This window comes from Neobacillus sp. plas4 (assembly GCF_057221695.1).
Window position 1 is genome coordinate 5477349 of the sequence record NZ_CM170152.1, and the last position, 18495, is coordinate 5495843.

An 18495-nucleotide genomic window follows, 5' to 3' on the forward strand; every position below is an offset into this window, starting at 1 on the left:
GTTTCCTACTCCTCTCTATTTTTCCTAACGGTGTTTTCTAGCACACCAACTTGCTCGATTTCTACGCGCACAACATCTCCGTCCCTCAACCAGACTTGAGGCTCCATTGCTTGAATGACCCCGCCAGGAGTTCCTGTTATAACAATGTCACCAGGCTCTAATGTTGCAAGATGTGATAAGAATGATACTAAACGTTTCACTGTAAATACTTGGTTAGCTGTGTTTGTTCGTTGACGCTCTTCGCCATTAACGGTTAAAACCATTTCTAAACTTTGCGGATCTTTTATTTCGTCTGCAGTAACTAACCATGGGCCTAGTGGTAAAGTGCCATCCACTGTTTTACCTTGAAGCCATTGTAGTGTACGTCGTTGAATATCACGATACGTAACATCATTGGCTACTGAATACCCTGCAACATAATCAAATGCTTCTTCTTCTGAAACGTTTTTCGCACGTTTTCCGATGACAAATGCGAATTCCGCTTCATAGTCCAGTTGTTCCGAAACGGGTTGGAACGGAATATCATCCTGTGGACCAATAATTGTATTCGCAAACTTTGCAAACACGACTGGATGTGTTGGAATCTGACGCCCCATCTCTAAAATATGTTCGCGGTAGTTATGTCCCACCGCAAATATTTTCCCTGGTTTTTGTAATGGTGCTTCTATTTTTACTTCTTCCTTGTTGAAAATGAGTTTATGCGGATATGTATCTGAATTTTCTAATGCGTAATTGACCGCATTACGAGCGATTTCAATACTTTCTTTCCCACCTTGTAAAAACGCTTCCATTTCAGATGGAACAAAAGCCTCTGCAATTTCCTTAAAGCGATATTTTCCTTCGCTTTGTAATTGAGCTTGGTATGCATAATTTAGATCGATTATTTTGTCGTCGTTAGTGATTGCCCCAATTCTTGAGTAGCCGTTAGCAGTATAAGTAATAAGTTTCATCGTATTCTCCCTTTTATTAAAATTTTGTTGGTTATTTTCTTGTATGACAATATTTCTACACCATTTATATTGAAAATTGTACATCTTACAGGAAAATCACCCACCTCCCACAAAGTTAACTATTGTTTTACTTAGTTAAACTATATATAAAAGTGACCTTCCAAAGAGTTAACGTGAAAGGTCACTTACTGTTTTTTTATTTGGACTGATAAAATTCGTTTGGAATTGGACCGAATTGACGGCGGTGATAAAGCATCGGATCTTTCTCTTCGTCAACTCGAATATTTGTTACTTCACCAATTAAAATGGTATGGTCCCCTGCTACTACTGTTTGATGCGTTTTGCATTCTAATATAGCAAAGGTACCATCAATAATTGGTAATTCATTTTCTGATAGCTCCCAATTGCATGTACTAAAGCGATCTACATTTTTACTTGCAAACGTTGAACATAATTGTTGCTGATTGCCTGCTAAAATGTGAATAGCAAATTTCCCTCCATTTGTAAACGTTTCCAATGAAGATACTTTATGATCGATTGACCAAAGCACCATTAAGGGGTCTAATGATACAGAAGCAAATGAGTTAACCGTTAATCCTACAGGTGTTCCATTCTCATCTGTTGTTGTTACAATCGTCACTCCTGTCGGGTAATTACCTAATGCATGTTTAAATAACGTCTGAATCTCAGTAGTTGAAATTGTCATAATGTCATCCTCCCTAATTTTGTTCTTCAACAGCAAGTTGTGTTTCAACTAACGTTCTCTGATATAATGTTGAAGAGTATTTTTCTTGAACTAGAATAACCATTACAAATGCGATAACGCCTGGAACCGCAAATACCATAAAGTTTTGATAGAATGGTAGGCTAATTGTCATTAGTAGCCCGCCTATCATCGGTCCAGCAATCGCACCTAAGCGACCAACACCAAGAGCCCAACCTAGTCCACTTGAGCGCATTTCAACAGGGTAATACTGTGAAATATAGGCATTCATAATAATTTGAGTACCAATTGTAGTTGCACCAGCGATGGCAACTAAAATGTACATCACAAATAGGTTATCAATAAAACCTAATAGAGTTAGTGATATACTCGCTCCTAAAAAGAAAATGGCTAAAACAACTTTAGGTCCGAAGCGATCTGCCAATTGTCCACCAAAAATAGCTCCGAAAATCGCACCAAAATTTAGAACCAGTAAGAATGTTAAACCAGATACTTCTAATCCAGCTCCCTTCATTAACTGAGGTAGCCATGTATTTAACCCATAAATCATCAACAAGCACATGAAGAAGGCAATCCAGAAGACTACTGTACTGAATGCACGATTATTTCTAAATAGGTTAATAATCGGAGCACCTTTTTCCTCCTCCTTAACGTCCATCACAAACGTATGTGAGTCATCAAATTTATAGCCTGGATCAAGTTTTTGTATAATTTTGCTCAATTCTTCCTTTTTGTTATGAGCTATTAAGAATTTAGGTGATTCTTGCAATGTCTTATACATAAATGGAAGTGTTAACAGTGGTATACCGCCTACTAAAAACAGTGCGCGCCACCCAAATGGTTCAATAATAACAAGGCCTATTCCAGCAGCCAAAACCCCACCTACTGAATAACCGCTGAACATCATTGATACTAATGTACTCTTTAATTTTTTTGGTGAATATTCAGTCATTAGCGCAACTGCGTTTGGCATAACACCACCAAGTCCTAATCCTGCAATAAATCGGAAAATACCGAATGTAGTTGGATTATGGATAAAGGCAATGCCTGCAGTAAACACACTAAACAATGCGACACAGAATAAAATAACTTTTTTACGGCCAATCTTATCCGCTAAAGGTCCAAAAATTAAAGCCCCTAACATCATTCCGAAAAGTGCTAGACTTTGTAGACTCCCAGCTTCTTGAGGTGTAATTCCCCATTCAGCTAAAATTGCCCCTAATGCTGATCCATAAACCACTAAGTCATAACCATCAAAAACAATAATAAATGCACACCAGAATAAAACCATACCATGTAACGAATTAAAACGAGACTCATTAATCTTGTTTTCAACGTTTATTGCGTTCAATAATATTCCCCCTTTTCAAAAGTAAGCAAATGCATACTTTCATGACTTTCGTGAAGCCCCCCATGCAAATCCCCTAAAATTTCCATAATCTATTCAAAAATATTACCTTTAGTAGTAACACCTCCACATCTAAATTCACATATGGTAAACACTATTTACCATATGTTCACCCTGTAATTAATAATAGTAAATCCCATATATGTTGTAAAGTCATTTTTTTGAATTAGTGGATTTTTCTGATAATTATTTACAAACGCTTTCATTTTTGATATGGTATTTTTAACCTGTAGTTAACACGATTTATCTATGGTTAACAATAAGGATTTCTTATATCGAAGGAGCTGATTAATCATGCAACCACTAATAAACTTTCAAAATGACATTGTAACGGGGATTGTGGTGCAAGGAAAGCAATTAGGGAGAACAATTGGTTATCCTACTGCTAATATTGAGCCTTATAAACTAGTAGATCTGCCAAAAGGTGTTTATGGCGTGTATGTTTACTATGGAGAAAAGCTCTATATGGGTGTAATGAACGTGGGCGAGCGACCCTCTTTTAATGACGGTAATCACATAACTTACGAAGTTCATATTTTAGATTTTAACGACGATCTCTATGGTAAAGAATTATCAGTAGAATTTGCCTTCTATGTACGCAATGAACAAAAGTTTTCCTCATTACCTGACTTGATTCAGCAACTGAACAAAGATGCCCGCTATACTGCTAATCGTAGGAAGAAGGCGCTTGCACTATGGGGACGACTACATGCTTAGTAATAAAAAAATCGAACAACTCATTCATTTGCCTGATTTACAGTTTGTTAGATACTGTGAGGAAGCATTTTGCGTGAATCGTGGAATTTATAACATAATCGATGCATGGTTCTATGACCAAAACATGATAAATGTCTCAAGTCGTCGAAAAATTATCATCGCATTTTTTAGTTATTTAAATAAAGATAAACAGAAAATTAAATTTGGTCCGGGTGGTGTAAAAGCTCACCTAGAAAACTTTTGGAATTTTAAAAAAGACTCTCAAGTCGAATCGGCTTAGGAGTCCTTTTTGTTTCTTATAAAATTTATCATTCTATGGTATCTTAAAATTAAGAATGTTTAACAATAGTGAACAGAACATCCCAGGAGGAAATGTGTGCATGGAAGATAATAAAAAACAAGGGATTCAATCTATTGAAATCGGCGTTTCAATATTACAGTTGGTGGCAGCTGCAGAAAGGCCCATTTCAATCACCGAACTAGCAGAGTTATGTCAAACTTCAAAAAGCAAGATATACCGCTATCTAAATAGTTTTGTTCGTACTGGCATGCTAGCAAAAAATCCTGATTCAAAATACGTACTTGGAAAAGAAATATTACGGCTTGGTTTAAAAGCATCCAATGATATAAAGATTGTTGATATTGCACAACCCTTTTTATTGCAATTAAAAGATAAATTTAATGAAACATGTGGACTTGCTCTTTACGGAAAAAATGGTCCATTCTTTGTAAGTTGGGAGGAAAGCGCAGGCCCTATCGGTATTAAAGTCGGTTCTAAGGTAGGGGTTACAGATAGCGCCACAGGTAAGGTTTTTGCAAGTTATTTGCCAGAAACTGTGACTGAGCCACTGATTGTAAGAGAGTTAGAAAATGACCCAAATGCAATAAATGATTTTAAAAAGATCTTACCAAGTATCCGAAAAAACGGCTATAGCTATACAGTCGGTACAATCGTTCAAGGAATTAGTGCAGTTGCGTCTCCAGTTTTCGATCGCAATAACACAATCGTTGCAGTCCTTAGCGTCGTTGGCTTCTACAATTCAATAGATACAACACCAGATTCTGAAATGGTTAAAAATTTAAAACAATGTAGTGAGCAAATTTCAACGGAATTAGGTTGGAATGAATAATTCAATACCTCTTTAAATAAAAAAACCACATTGCAATTACTAGTATTTAGGTAATTGTCGTGTGGTTTTTTGTATCTTATTTGATAGATAAATAGCATTCTCATAAACTATTAAACTAAATATTTAGAAAATTTTATGTAGAAAACGCTTGCATTGAAAAGACTTTTCTGATAATTTGGTATTACAAGTTAAACAATAGGTGAACAGAGTTAATCTATTGTTAACAAACAAAGAGAAGGAAGTGTATAAACAAATGAAATTTGGCTATTTTACATTAACTGATAACCCAGTAGAATATGGGGATACTCGTAAAGATCCAAACCAAATGATTTTAGATTTAGAGGAACAATGTATTTATGCTGAAGAATTAGGATTCAACTCTGTTTGGGTACCTGAGCACCACTTTGCTGCATTAGGAATATTACCAGCACCGGCTACGTTCTTAGCGAGTGTTGCTGCTAAAACGAATCGCATTAAATTAGCACCAGCTACAGTTTTACTTCCTGCTCAACATCCTGTACGAGTTGCAGAGGAGTGGGCACTACTTGACGTATTAAGTGGCGGACGTACTATTTTCTCTGCAGGCCGTGGCTACGATAAGCGCGAATACGATGTATTCGATATCGACTTTAATAAGAGCCGTGAAATTTTCTTCGAATCATTAGACGTTGTTCAAAAGGCTTGGAACAGTAAAGATGGTCATTTCTCTCATCAAGGTGAATTCTTCAACTTCGATGAAATTTTATTAACACCTAGACCAGTTCAAAAAAGTTTACCAATTTACGTTGCGGCATTCAGTGAGCCTTCAATCCGCAAAGCTGCTGAAATGGGCGAAAACGTAATCTTCGCACCATTCGCAGCAAACATGGTATTTGGTTCGATGGAAAATGCTATCAAAACATTCCAAGAAGCTTCTGCAGCACACGGCTTCAGCGGTAAAAAAGCAAGCTGTTCATACTTCATTAATGTGACGGATACACCTGAAGAAGAAGAAGCTACGAAACAACGTATGTTGAAGTACTTCACTGGTTTAGTGCCAGCATTCCCAGAGGATCCAACAAAGGCTCCACCAAACATTCGCTACTTTGCAGAAATCGTAGAAAATTTAAAATCGATGACAACTGACAAGTTAAGTGATAAGAGTATCATCGTTGGTAATGCAGAATACGTTACTGAAAAATTAAGAGAAATTGAGAAAGCAGGTTTAGATGAAATAATTCTGTACTTCGATTTCGGTGGTCTATCTCACCTAGAAACTATGAAGGCGATGGAACGCTTTGCAGCACAAGTTCTTCCACACTTTAATCAAGAAGATGCTCTTGTCCAAATATAATATTTTATCCCTATAAACTTTTCATCTAATAATAGTGGACGGGGGAATCTCTCCCCCCTAACGCACCCCCTTACATTGTAGGGGTTGCGTTAGGAAAACACGGAGTTACAACGTTAAGAAAGATATGATATTGTATCTAGTCGGTACCTCCAAACCATTTGCAATGACCCAAAAATATTTTCAACAATCTCCTCGGTCACTCCAGACCACCTGCACCAACAATCCACAATAGAAAAAGACAGTTGGTTGCACCAACTGCCTAAATAATCAATTACCCTGCAGTACCCCTGTTTTATTTCCTCTAAGTCCTTTTTCCGTTCTACCATGTAAAAAGTAGTAAAGGACAAGCGCTATGACCACGACTCCGGCCATATATAAGAACAGGCCACGGTATCCAGTGATTGGAACGAGGAATCCAAGTAAATAGGGCCCCGCGCCAAGTCCTAAATCATATAAAATATAAAAAGTAGAGGTGGCCAAGCCAAACCGATGTGTGGGTGAGACTTGAATTGCGATCGTTTGCGCAACAGAAACGAAGTTACCATAACCCAAACCAATAAGTGCTGCGGATACTAATAATATCACTCCAATATATGACTGGCTAAACAATACCATTCCAATTGCAAAAACAATTAGACTTGGGTAAATGACGATATTTGCCCCTTTTGCATCCATTAAGCGGCCAGAAAATGGCCGTGAGAGTAACAGCATAATCGAATACACAAGAAAGAAAAAGCCGGCTGCGTCCACTAAATGAATTTCCTTCGCGTAAAAAGATAGAAAAGATAGCACGCCAGAATAGCCAAATCCAACGACAAGTGCCACAAATGAAATCGGCACTGCCTTATACTCAAGATAATTAGATAATTTAAATCCCTTTTCAGCCTGTTTGCTTTCCTTTTTAGGTATCGATATCACCGGGGGCTTCACTGCAAACGAGATGGCCAAACAAATAGCTGCCAGAAGTAAATTGAACATGAAAATCATTTGGAAATCCGTATAGCGAGTGAACAGCATTCCCACAAATGGACCGATGGCTGTTGCTAAAACAGCGCTCAAACTGAAGAAGCCAATTCCCTCTCCTCTTCTGGATTTCGGTACACTTTGAGCAATAATCGTCCCCGTTGCTGTACTGGCTACTCCGACTGCAACCCCATGAAACAATCGATTCATTAGCAATAATGGTAAATTCAACGTAACAAAATAAAACCCGCTCGCAAGGATAACCAGAATTAAGCCAATAACAAGCGTCTTTTTGCTTCCTGTACCTTCGATCATCCGTCCTGTTAGCAGCCTGCCAACTAGCGATCCAATGATAAAAATACTAGAGACGAGGCCAGCAACACTCGTAGAGGCGTGAAATTGTTCAACCGCATACCCGCCAATCGTCACTATCAATAAAAAATAAACGAGTACTACTAGGAAGTTAATCAGCGACACGATGGTAAAATTTTTTGTCCACAGCTTCTCCTTACTCATATTTATCCCCCTGCTGCTGAAATCCGATATCGGATTAATATATAATATAATGATTTTATATTAATTAATTGTATCAAACAACCCTGCCAACTTAGTAACGGAGGAACAGCATCCAAATGAAAAAGCCAGGCGTACAGCCTGGCTCAGTAGTTTGAGATTCCCTATTTTATTTACGGCAATTACATCTAAATAAACATCCCATGTTCCTGCATTGTTTGCGTTTATTGTCCTGCTTTCTGTTGTCCCAATCATCATATCTGTCATGGTTGTCCTGCTTTCTGTTGTCCATGTCACCATATCTGTAATGGTTGTCCTGCTTTCTGTTGTCCCAGTCATCATATCTATCATGGCTGTTCTGCTTTCTGTTGTCCCAGCCATCATATCTGTCATGGTTGTTCTGCTTTCTGTTGTCCCAGCCATCATAACTGTCATGGTTGTTCTGCTTTTCGTAGTCCCAGTCATCATATCCGTCATGGTCGTCTTGCATTTCGTAGTCCCAGTCATCGTATCTGTCGTGGTTGTTCTGCTTTTTGTTGTCCCAGTCATCGTATCTGTCGTGGTTGTTCTCCTTTTTGTTGTCCCAGTCATCATGTCTGTCGTGGTTGTTCTGCTTTTTGTTGTCCCAGTCATCATGTTTGTGATTGTTGTCCTGCTTTCTGCAGTCATCTTGTTTGTGGTTATTGTTCTGCTTTCTGCAGTTGCAGTTATCATGTTTATGATCATTTTCCTGCTTTTTGCAGTTGCAGTTATCATGTTTGCATTGGTTGTTTTGCTTTCTACAGTTGCAGTTATCATGTTTATGATCATTGTCCTGCTTTTTGCAGTCTTCATGTTTGTGGTTATTGTTTTGCTTTCTGCAGTTGCAGTTATCATGTTTGTGATCATTGTCTTGCTTTTTGCAGTTGCAGTTATCATGTTTGTGATCATTGTCTTGCTTTTTGCAGTTGCAGTTATCATGTTTGTGATCATTGTCTTGCTTTTTGCAGTTGCAGTTATCATGTTTGCATTGGTTGTCCTGCTTTCTGCAGTCTTCATGTTTGTGGTTATTGTTTTGCTTTCTACAGTTGCAGTTATTATGTGTGTGATCATTGTCTTGCTTTCTGCAGTTGCAGTTATCATGTCTGCATTGGTTGTCCTGCTTTTTGCAGTCTTCTTGTTTGTGGTTGTTGTTTTGCTTTCTACAGTTGCAGTTATTATGTCTGTGATCATTGTCTTGCTTTTTGCAGTTGCAGTTATCATCTTTGCATTGGTTGTCCTGCTTTCTGCAATCTTCATGTTTGTGGTTATTGTTTTGCTTTCTACAGTTGTAGTTATTATGTGTGTGATCATTGTCTTGCTTTCTGCAGTTGCAGTTATCATGTCTGTGATCATTGTCTTGCATTTTGCAGTTGCAGTTATCATGTCTGTGATCATTGTCCTGCTTTCTGCAGTTGCAGTTATCATGTCTGTGATCATTGTCCTGCTTTCTGCAGTTGCAATCATCATGCTTGCGCTCATTATCTTGCTTTTTGCAGTCTTCTTGTTTGTGGTTATTGTTCTTCTTTCTACAGTTGCAATCATCATGCTTGTGATCATTATCTTGTTTTTTGCAGTCATCATGCTGATCATTATTACCATGCTTATTTTTATCTTGGTGCTGGTCGTTTTGCTGACCTTTCTTATTTTCTTTCTGATCTTTTCCATGGCCTTTCCGATGATGGTGTTTCTTATTGCCCTTCATTAACCCTCTCTCCTAACTTAAAAACATATTATTTACCTTCAGTTTATTAAGAGTAGGGAAAAATGGTTGGACAAACTGTTAAAATGGGCAGCAACATTAACAGCCAAATGAGGTTGCATCCTTGTAACAACAACTATTTACTGGAATCAGGTTAAAATCTTTCTAGAGAAGTACCACTCTCTGATACCAAATCATATTCACCTTTTTAAGGTGACTTTTTTTGATTTCTACTAGGCACCCCCCTAAACATCGATCAAATCCGACTCTTACTTTCTTAACGAATCGATTAATTAAAAGTGTTTCAAACGGAGTGGTTTCAACATTTCTACAACTTTTTTTGTAAAAAGAATATCGATTGGATATTTTGCCTGGTCGATAACTCAAGTCTCACCTGCAGTGACCAAAATCCTCCATCATCTACCACTTGGGGGCACTCCAGAGAAAAATAGTAAATCTTTTCTCCAAACACCATGTCCTTTTCGCCTTCTTAATTATATATAAAGGGTGAAAGGAGGTGATCACGATGGCACAAGCAGTGATAACTACAACCAAGTTACGTTTGGTGTTCCAGGTTGGCATGGATGACGATGGCAAACCACTTCTGAAAGCGAAGACCTTCAGCAATATCCATAAATCTGCAACTCCTGAACAGCTGTTACAAGCAGCACAAGCCATTATTGGTTTATCAGGCGACAATCTCAGAAATATTGAGAGAGTCGACAATTCAGATTTACTAGCGTAAGCAGAAAAGAAAAATAGGATAGGAGGTGAATGAATTGGCAAAAACATTGGAGTTAGAGTTTGTGACCGATTTTGGTAAACCTGCTCGTTTATCGGTAGAAAATCCGAAGGAACCAATTGAGGAAGCAGTCGTAAAGCAAGCTATGGAAGTAATGATCGCGTCTGGCGTTTTTACTTCATCAAACGGGAACTATGCTTCTGTAAAGGGAGCAAGAGTAATCGACCGTAATGTTACCGAATATGAACTAGTTTAATAGCGAGGAGGCCGGTTTCTTTGAGGACTGGCCTCTTTTTATTGTGTGGCTTCACGTGAGAGTAAAAAACACTTAATGTTGGCCGGTACGGTTCTTTCCAATGTAAATAATGGGGTAAAATTCTCTTTTCTTTGTCAAAATTTTCTATATAATGGATATAGGCAGGAGCAAAACAGCTCCTTTTTTATTTAGATAAAAAATGGGGGGATTCATTAATGTCTAATGAAAATGAGGTTATAGTAGATAAAGGAAAACAAAAGGAACCAAAAATGAAAGCAGTAAGAAAAGAAGGAGAACCGACTGCTGCTTTTATCGGGGCTTCCTGGGCAGCATTATTGGTAGGTGTTGCAGCTTATCTTATCGGCTTGTTTAATGCGGCAATGCAATTGAACGAAAAAGGCTATTACTTTGCAGTATTAGTATTCGGCCTCTATGCGGCGGTATCGTTACAAAAAGCAGTACGGGATAAAGAAGAAGGAATACCCGTTACGAATATTTACTATGGTATTAGCTGGTTTGCCGTGATTGTTGCGATTTCCTTAATGGGAATCGGCTTATACAATGCAGGAAGTATTGTACTAAGCGAAAAAGGATTTTATGCGATGTCATTTGTTCTAAGTATCTTTGCGGCCATAACCGTTCAAAAGAATATTAGAGATACACAAAGAGCAAGAGAAAGAGATTAATTATATCAGCTAAACTAGCTTCCATAAAAGCAGGGATTATCCAAAAATAGATGATCTCTGCTTTTTTGTGTCTTTTTAAAACTGCGGTTTCCCGTTAAGTGGTGACACTATCAGGTAAATTACCGTTCGTCCTGGCCGAGCGTCATTGTTCGAGCCGATTATTAAGAATCTTTTGAGTTTTTGTTAAACAATTGTATTTTTTGAAAAAAGATCCCTTTTCTGTGTTATAACTTGATTGACATTAATGATTACATTGGTTTCATGCAAATGGTTGACCCAAAAAGATGGAACTACATTTGAAAGGTGCTGTTTTGTTTGTTACATTCCACCATTCAGTTAAATGATTTTAATGTAAATGGTATTCCTTATATGGCGAATGGTCTGTTCCACCCAATGAAAAAAGTAAAAAATATAATTTTATTAATCGGTGATGGAATGGGTTTTTCCTACACCACAGGCCTTCGTTATTTCAATCATAACGCTCGAAAGGGACTCATGAATCCCACCATTTTTGATCGATACTTTGTTGGCACACAATCTACCTATTCATTAGACGCAAATAGCAATATCACAGACTCTGCTGCGGCAGGGACTGCTTTAGCAACAGGCTATAAAACCTATAATGGTGCGCTTGGATTAAATAGTGAAAAACAGGCGGTTCCGACGATTTTAGAATATGCCAAATTTCGCGGCAAATCTACTGGACTCGTAGGAACGAGTCAAATCAATCATGCTACACTTGCGGCGTTCGCTGCACATCATGAATCCAGGGAGAACTATAATGAAATTGCGGATGATTATCTCGATGAACGGATTGATGGCAAGCACAAAATCGATGTGCTGCTAGGGGGAGGAACTTCCTATTTTTCTCGAGATGACCGAAATTTAGTAGAGGAGTTTTTAAAAAATGGATTTGGATATGCCAGAAATTCCATTGAGCTTCTTGCCGATCGTAACGAAAAATTATTGGGTCTATTTGCTCCAAAGGAACTTCCTAAACACATCGATCGCTATTTGAAAACAACCATACCCTCTCTCTCACAAATGACTAACGCTGCACTGCAGCGCTTGAAGCAAAATCCAAATGGCTTTTTTCTGATGGTGGAAGGAAGTCAAATCGATTGGGCGGGACATGACAATGATATCGTGGGGGCAATGAGTGAGGTCAAAGACTTTGAAGCAGCTTTTCATGCGGCATTACAATTTGCGTCAACTCGAGAGGATACCCTTGTGATTTCAACAGCCGATCACTCAACGGGAGGAATGAGTATCGATCGTAATGATAATTATAAATGGGACCCAAGTGTTATTAGATCGATAAAATCAACTCCGGCCAAGATTGCAGCACATCTGCATAAAACAAAAGAACTATCAACCATAACACGCCATATGCAGCTTTCCCTTCAGGAAGATGACTTGAAAACCATCCAATCTACTTTAGAAATGGAAGTCGAAAACACACGTCAAACGCTCATCAACATCATCAATCACTATTCCAGTACGGGCTGGACGACCAAAGGTCATACCGGCGAGGACGTTCCCATCTATGCATATGGTGTTAACCGACACATGTTCAGTGGAAGAATGGAAAATAGTGATATTGGCAGGATTCTTTTTGATATGATTGATTGAGGAGCAGTTTTTCTAAAAAGGTGGAAGGCCGGTCTCAGATAGAAGCCAGCCTTCTATAATCGGTCGCACTTTGTGCCTAGGGCGGCCTATTTTTTCGGATCGTAGAGAGCCTTTTCGTCGTCTTTGGTTCAACTGCGACGAATAGATTCCTCAAAATAAGAGGCGGGCCACTATTGTTACCCTATTTCCATTCCTCTCGATTACGGGCACAATCCTTCCACTATTGTTACCCTATTTCCATTCCTCTCGATTTACGGGCACAATCCTTCCACTATTGTTACCCTATTTCCATTCCTCTCGATTTACGGGCACAATCTTTCCACTATTGTTACCCTATTTCCTTCCCTCTCGATTTACGGGCACAATTAATCCAACCGTTATTATTACTGTCTAACAAGCCAAAGAAAAAATGGCAGTATCCGTGGTGATTTGAAAAATCATTGCCACAGACACATGCCATTAATTTCGTTTGCTGACTTTTTTAAATAGATGTTTCCTCTGCATATTTTTTAAAATTATCTAGAATTGCCTGCCATCCTTGTTGCTGCATCTCAACTGGATTTTCCGTTTCCGCATCAAACGTTTCAATGACTTCAGTTGCGTGATCTTGACCTTTAAATGTGATGTTTACTTTTCTTCCATCACCCAGTGTATACGCAATAACCTCATGTACTTTCACTTCATCGTAAACTCCGCCAAAATCAAAACCAAAACTGCCATCTTTGGCTTCCATTCTTGAAAGGAATTTCCCACCTGCTCGTAAATCATTCTCAGCAATAGGTGTGTGCCAGTCTTCTGAAGCTGAATTCCATTTTTTGATATGAGTTGGCTCTGTCCAATATTCCCATACCTTTTCTACTGGTGCTTGAACGGTTGTTGCTACTGTTACTTTTTTAGATGTTTCCATACCATTTTCCGCCTCTCTAATAATTTCTAGCGATCTGTCCACAATAGCTGTCTGACTATATTGTAGATGATGGAGAAAAGTTACGCTACTTTTACATTGTTTCCTTTTAAAATGATAGGTAATCCTATTTAGTTTAGAAGTTTCAGCAGGTTTCTATTCGATTATTTCCTTATTCCTTTTTTCCTTCTTCACCATGTAAACTAAATATAGTCCAATACATACATAAGTAATGACTGTGCTCGTAATTAACTGTGTAACTACATTAAAAGAAGTAAATGATAATAAATATGTGGGCAGATGAAGTGCTAGTAATGTTACAGGTAAAATAACCGTCTTCGCCCAAACAGAAAATAGGATAATAAAACAAAGAGTAAACAATCCAATGACCAAACTGCCTATCATTCCAAAATCAATGACTGGCGTTTTATAAATTGAATCAACGATTAGTATTCCTCCGATTAATAACATACTAATCATAACCGGCACCAATAAGATGAAAAACTCTACCATTCTCGACAGTTGATTTCTAGCTATATAGCGAAAAGCAATCATTACTCCGCCAAGGAACAAGATGCTATACACAATACTTCCAATAATTTTTAATAGGCTATAGCTTAATGTCCCATGTATTAGGTCTCCAAATACAAAATAAGACAAAGAACCAACAATTATAAGTGGTATATATTTTGCCCAAGCACGATAGTCCGTCTTCATTTCACTCGAAATACTCATCATATATTCCTTTGGTGAGGCCCCTACGATTTGATCAATGGATTTACCATTTAGTTCAGCTTCATGTAGATGATCCTCAAGTTCTTCCGTAATTTCTTTAATCTCTTGGTCGTTTTTCCCGCTTGAAAACAAATATACTCGTAAGTCATCAAGAAATTTCTTACTCTTTATAGATAATTGATTTTCTACCACATTCTCCACCTCGCCTCTTAATTTTCTTCCTTAATAACGGCATTCACACATTTTTCAAGTTGCTCCCATCTACTTAGAAAATCACTTAATGCTTGCTGTCCCTCGTTTGTTAAAGAGTAATACTTTCTCTTGGGGCCAGCTGTAGAATTTCTAAGGACAGACGTGACAAGCCCTTCACGCTGCATTCTCATTAATAATGGATAGATGGTGCCTTCACTGATTGTATCAAAACCATACCTGCTTAAGCTCTCAGCCATCTCATAGCCATAGCATTCCTTCTTCGAAATGATTGCCAAGAGGCAGCCATCTAATATTCCCTTCATCATTTGTGTTTGTGACATTCACTCACCACTCTCAATGTCTTGTATTGCAAGGTATACATCCAGTATAAATCGGTATACCTTGCAATACAAGGGTATTAGAAAAATTTTCCTTAAAAACAAAAGACTGCACTCAGCAACTTCTATCATACGTTAAATAGCACACAAAAAAAGCTCAGAGTAACTCCAAGCTTGTCCTTTTTTTAGAGGCGTTTTTTCATTAAAGCCTCCGATTGTGGAAGAAAATAGAGGGATTAAATGTGAAATTATTTTACTTTTTTCCCCTACTACCTGTAACTCTTATTATTTTAGGTTGAACATACCTTTTCCAGTTTGCATATCTACTGGCAATGATGAATGTTCGTGTGTTATGAGCCAAGACTCATTTACTTTTTTTAAGCAAAATGTAAAACGGTTTGTCATTTGACGAAGTTTCTCTTCAGATTTTTCTTTGTAAGCAGCGAACGTAACGGCACAATGAATAAATGCAATATTAGTATTTTCCTCTATAGTTAAATCATTAAAATCTACTTTTAGTATATCTCCGTCTTCACTCAATCCATTAAACCACTCTATCACATTTTCTCTCCATAAAGAAATACCCGTACACTCCCAGTTTCCCCAGCAATCATAAATATGTACATCAGCAGCATAGGCAGATAGGAATTTTTCAGCATCTTTTTCATAAACGGCATATTTGTAATTTTCTAGAACGTCCTGAACTTTACTAATACCAATCGACATAAAGTCATCTCCTTTATAAAAAGTTAAGTTCGATTATTATTTTCATATTTAACCTGTTTCCTTATTCGACAATCTTGTCCTTTAACGGAACAAGACAAATTCACTACAATTATATTTTAACATAAATTTCCTATTCCTTTATTTACCTTTATAACATCAAATAACAACTATAATCACACCCAAAATAGCGGAATGACAATGGCTGTTGTCATTCCGTTATTTCAAGTGGGGCGTTTCTATGTTACCCAAATCATCGGGCTCCCATGGTTTCGGGCAAGTGGGGCACAAATCAACAGTACAGCAACATATGGCTGCTTTCTCCACCACATCGGTGACAGGCACCACGTAAAATGGTTAAACTTTAACCTCGCAAACCACTCTAGATGTAAGTGATAGGGTTCCAAAATGTAACGCAGTTACCCATTTTAATTGTTCAAACGTCAGGGTTTTGTTCGTAAAGTTTCCTGTGATACACCCTGCCGTAAACTGGTGGCAGTTTTTTGTAAACAGGTTATACCCCCTTGGGTCATCCCTTTTATCCAATGCTCTTTCCGCTATTTTAGGATCAGCCAAGACTCCCTTTTTATTACATAGGGCATAAACAGTAAATCCCGTTCTCACCAGACTTTCTCCTGTAGAGACAAATTGCTCAAAACCTACCTCTCTTACCACGCCATCCCCCGTCAATTCAACAATCTTATTATTCCCCACATAAATCCCTGAATGTTCTGCGGACCCTAATAAAAGATCACACCAAACAATGGCCCCTTCAGACAACAAAGGCCTTTCTTTTAAGATATCTGTGAGGTGATAGCTTAGCCTTTTTACTCTCCCATAAAACAAGATCTTCACCTTCTTGTTTACTTGTAATGGTTCATTATATATTTCTGTAGCCTGCAAAATATTCCCTTCATTTTTAGCACAATTATCTTTCTAGCCCTATTTCGTAATTTCCTTCGCGATAAAATATTAGTCTACCAATCCAGAAAATTATCCGGTTCATGATAGCTGCCTATACTCAACAAAAAATCAAATCTTCTAAAAATTATTGCAGAATACTTTACAAGCAATCTAGTAATGCCTATAATTAGCATTTATAGTTTCAACTTTCTGTAGAGATATAATATTCAGAATCAATACGCATCAAGGAGGAGTAAGAAGTGAAAGCAAAAAATTGGTTATTACTTTTAATGTTTGGATTAGCGCTTAGTGTATTAGCAGCTTGTTCAGGCGATGAATCCAAGAAATCTTCAGGTACAAAAAGTGACGGGGATACGGAGGAAAAGGTACTTAACTTTATAAACCCAGAAGCCATTCCATCCATGGATCCATCTTTAGCTACAGATGAATCTTCCTTTGTTAATTTAGCTGCAACAATGGAGGGTCTATACCGATTAGATGAAAAAACACAAGCCTCTCCTGGGGTTGCTTCCAGTCATAAAGTAAGTGAAGATGGTCTGACTTGGACCTTTACCTTACGTGAGGATGCAAAATGGTCAAATGGAGATCCAGTAACAGCTCATGACTTTGTCTATGCATGGCAGCGTGCCGTTGATCCTGCAACAGGATCAGAATATGGACCATACATGATGAGCGGCGTAATCAAAAATGCTTCAGCGATCAGCAAAGGAGAACTTGCCGTGGATCAGCTGGGAGTAAAAGCTGACGGTGATTTTACACTTGTGGTTGAATTAGAAAACGCCACACCGTACTTTGAAACATTAACGACATTCGGCACATTCTTCCCATTAAATAAAAAGTTTGTGGAGGAAAAGGGCGATAGTTTTGCAACGAGTTCAGAAAACATATTATCGAATGGACCATACACGATTTCCAATTGGACAAGCACAAGCGATTCATGGGATCTAGTGAAAAATGAAGAGTATTGGGATGCCAATACAGTGAAAATGGATAAACTGACGTTCAAAGTCGTAAAAGATCCACAAACTGCTTTAGATTTATATGAAGAAGGAACGGTAGATCGAATCGATCTAACATCCGATTTAGTAGACCAGTATTCTACAAGTGATGATTACATAGTTTCACCAGAAACTTTTTCCTATTTCATAAAATTCAATCAAACCACATCGGATGCGCTGGCAAATAAGAATATTCGTGCTGCCATCAGCAGAGCATTTGACAAAGATGCTTTAGTCGGCGAGATTTTAAACAATGGTTCGATCGCTTCGAATGGGCTGATTCCAGCTGACTTTACTCCAATGCCTGAAACAGGTGAGGATTTCCGTAAAGTAAGTGGAGATCTTGTCACGTATGACCTAAAAGCAGCAAAAGAATTCTGGGCAAAAGGACTGGAAGAGTTAGGTACCGATTCTGTTGAGCTCGAATTTTTAGCAGATGATGACAAAACCACTAAGAATTTAGTTGAATATGTTGCCAACCAGCTTTCAACCAATCTAGAAGGTTTAAAGGTTAATATTAAACAAGTTCCGAAAGAGCAGCGTTTAGATTTAGATTCGAATATGGATTATCAAATGCAGCTTACCCGTTGGGGCCCTGACTTCCTTGATCCATTTACATTCATGAACTTATGGACCACGGATAGCGGTAACAACTGGACTGGATATTCTAGCCCGGAATATGACAAGTTAGTAAGTGAAACAGCTTCAACCCTTGCTACAGATAGTGTGGCACGATACAACAACTTCTTAGAGGCTGAAAAAGTACTATTTGAGGATGCGGCAATTGCCCCAGTTTACCAATCTTCAAGAGCACAATTAGTTTCTCCAAAAGTGAAGGGTGTGTTCGTGAACCCATTTGGAGCAACATACGAATATAAATGGGCAGATGTAGATAGCGAGTAAGTGT

The 18495-nt window shown here is 38.1% G+C and carries 20 protein-coding genes; 10 read left to right on the forward strand and 10 right to left on the reverse strand.

The features are described 5' to 3' along the window. Positions 1-5 precede the first annotated feature (5 nt). From AC2TFD_RS27360 to AC2TFD_RS27370, 3 genes are all read right to left on the reverse strand, one after another. Positions 6-950 carry a fumarylacetoacetate hydrolase family protein gene (locus AC2TFD_RS27360; protein ID WP_335518471.1) on the reverse strand — a complete coding sequence of 315 codons (945 nt, stop codon included), beginning with the start codon at positions 948-950 and terminating at the stop codon, positions 6-8. A 196-nt stretch (positions 951-1146) separates the two neighbouring features. Beyond that, complete coding sequence (locus AC2TFD_RS27365; protein ID WP_335518468.1) at positions 1147-1656, reverse strand: flavin reductase family protein; 510 nt, start codon at positions 1654-1656, stop codon at positions 1147-1149. Between the two features lie 13 nt (positions 1657-1669). Beyond that, a complete protein-coding gene (locus AC2TFD_RS27370) occupies positions 1670-3025 on the reverse strand; it encodes an MFS transporter (protein WP_335518465.1) in 1356 nt (451 codons plus the stop codon). A 351-nt stretch (positions 3026-3376) separates the two neighbouring features. Between AC2TFD_RS27370 and AC2TFD_RS27375 the strand changes: the two genes are divergently transcribed. The 4 genes from AC2TFD_RS27375 to AC2TFD_RS27390 all read left to right on the forward strand — a co-directional run bounded on the left by AC2TFD_RS27375 (position 3377) and on the right by AC2TFD_RS27390 (position 6262). Continuing rightward, complete coding sequence (locus AC2TFD_RS27375) at positions 3377-3799, forward strand: riboflavin kinase (protein WP_335518462.1); 423 nt, start codon at positions 3377-3379, stop codon at positions 3797-3799. Beyond that, a complete protein-coding gene (locus tag AC2TFD_RS27380; protein ID WP_335518459.1) occupies positions 3792-4079 on the forward strand; it encodes a hypothetical protein in 288 nt (95 codons plus the stop codon). The genes AC2TFD_RS27375 and AC2TFD_RS27380 overlap by 8 nt, the downstream gene beginning before the upstream one ends. Positions 4080-4179: 100 nt before the next feature. Continuing rightward, positions 4180-4929 carry an IclR family transcriptional regulator gene (locus tag AC2TFD_RS27385; RefSeq protein ID WP_335518456.1) on the forward strand — a complete coding sequence of 250 codons (750 nt, stop codon included), beginning with the start codon at positions 4180-4182 and terminating at the stop codon, positions 4927-4929. Positions 4930-5146: 217 nt separating this feature from the next. Further along, the gene (locus AC2TFD_RS27390; protein WP_335518453.1) at positions 5147-6262 is read left to right on the forward strand and encodes an LLM class flavin-dependent oxidoreductase; all 1116 of its coding nucleotides are present in this window, start codon (positions 5147-5149) and stop codon (positions 6260-6262) included. A gap of 267 nt (positions 6263-6529) precedes the next feature. Here AC2TFD_RS27390 and AC2TFD_RS27395 read toward each other — a convergent pair whose 3' ends face one another. Further along, a complete protein-coding gene (locus tag AC2TFD_RS27395) occupies positions 6530-7741 on the reverse strand; it encodes an MFS transporter (protein ID WP_484674340.1) in 1212 nt (403 codons plus the stop codon). A 60-nt stretch (positions 7742-7801) separates the two neighbouring features. Next, positions 7802-8215, reverse strand: a complete 414-nt coding sequence (locus tag AC2TFD_RS27400) for a hypothetical protein (protein ID WP_484674341.1) — start codon at positions 8213-8215, stop codon at positions 7802-7804. A gap of 7 nt (positions 8216-8222) precedes the next feature. Here AC2TFD_RS27400 and AC2TFD_RS27405 point away from each other — a divergent pair, with 7 nt between their 5' ends. From AC2TFD_RS27405 to AC2TFD_RS27425, 5 genes are all read left to right on the forward strand, one after another. After that, entirely contained in the window at positions 8223-9464 is a 1242-nt protein-coding gene (locus AC2TFD_RS27405) for a hypothetical protein (protein WP_484674342.1), read from the forward strand. A gap of 520 nt (positions 9465-9984) precedes the next feature. Further along, on the forward strand, positions 9985-10203 hold the full coding sequence (locus AC2TFD_RS27410; protein WP_335511329.1) for a DUF1659 domain-containing protein: 219 nt from the start codon (positions 9985-9987) through the stop codon (positions 10201-10203). 34 nt (positions 10204-10237) lie between these two features. Then, complete coding sequence (locus AC2TFD_RS27415) at positions 10238-10456, forward strand: DUF2922 domain-containing protein (protein WP_335568646.1); 219 nt, start codon at positions 10238-10240, stop codon at positions 10454-10456. 215 nt (positions 10457-10671) lie between these two features. Next, complete coding sequence (gene yiaA / locus AC2TFD_RS27420) at positions 10672-11142, forward strand: inner membrane protein YiaA (RefSeq protein WP_335511333.1); 471 nt, start codon at positions 10672-10674, stop codon at positions 11140-11142. Between the two features lie 315 nt (positions 11143-11457). After that, positions 11458-12774, forward strand: a complete 1317-nt coding sequence (locus AC2TFD_RS27425) for an alkaline phosphatase (RefSeq protein WP_335511336.1) — start codon at positions 11458-11460, stop codon at positions 12772-12774. A gap of 481 nt (positions 12775-13255) precedes the next feature. On the opposite strand, the gene AC2TFD_RS27430 is transcribed toward AC2TFD_RS27425, so the two are convergent. From AC2TFD_RS27430 to AC2TFD_RS27450, 5 genes are all read right to left on the reverse strand, one after another. Further along, positions 13256-13681 carry an SRPBCC family protein gene (locus AC2TFD_RS27430; RefSeq protein WP_484674343.1) on the reverse strand — a complete coding sequence of 142 codons (426 nt, stop codon included), beginning with the start codon at positions 13679-13681 and terminating at the stop codon, positions 13256-13258. A 153-nt stretch (positions 13682-13834) separates the two neighbouring features. Continuing rightward, complete coding sequence (locus tag AC2TFD_RS27435; protein ID WP_484674344.1) at positions 13835-14605, reverse strand: HAAS domain-containing protein; 771 nt, start codon at positions 14603-14605, stop codon at positions 13835-13837. Positions 14606-14622: 17 nt separating this feature from the next. Beyond that, positions 14623-14946, reverse strand: coding sequence for a PadR family transcriptional regulator (locus tag AC2TFD_RS27440; protein WP_484674345.1), 324 nt, complete (start codon positions 14944-14946; stop codon positions 14623-14625). Positions 14947-15228: 282 nt separating this feature from the next. Then, a complete protein-coding gene (locus AC2TFD_RS27445) occupies positions 15229-15669 on the reverse strand; it encodes a YybH family protein (protein ID WP_335511346.1) in 441 nt (146 codons plus the stop codon). A 354-nt stretch (positions 15670-16023) separates the two neighbouring features. Beyond that, positions 16024-16569: a lecithin retinol acyltransferase family protein gene (locus tag AC2TFD_RS27450; RefSeq protein ID WP_335511347.1), complete on the reverse strand. Its 546-nt coding sequence runs from the start codon at positions 16567-16569 to the stop codon at positions 16024-16026. A gap of 260 nt (positions 16570-16829) precedes the next feature. Between AC2TFD_RS27450 and AC2TFD_RS27455 the strand changes: the two genes are divergently transcribed. Next, entirely contained in the window at positions 16830-18491 is a 1662-nt protein-coding gene (locus AC2TFD_RS27455) for a peptide ABC transporter substrate-binding protein (RefSeq protein ID WP_335511349.1), read from the forward strand. The last annotated feature ends 4 nt before the right edge of the window (positions 18492-18495 follow it).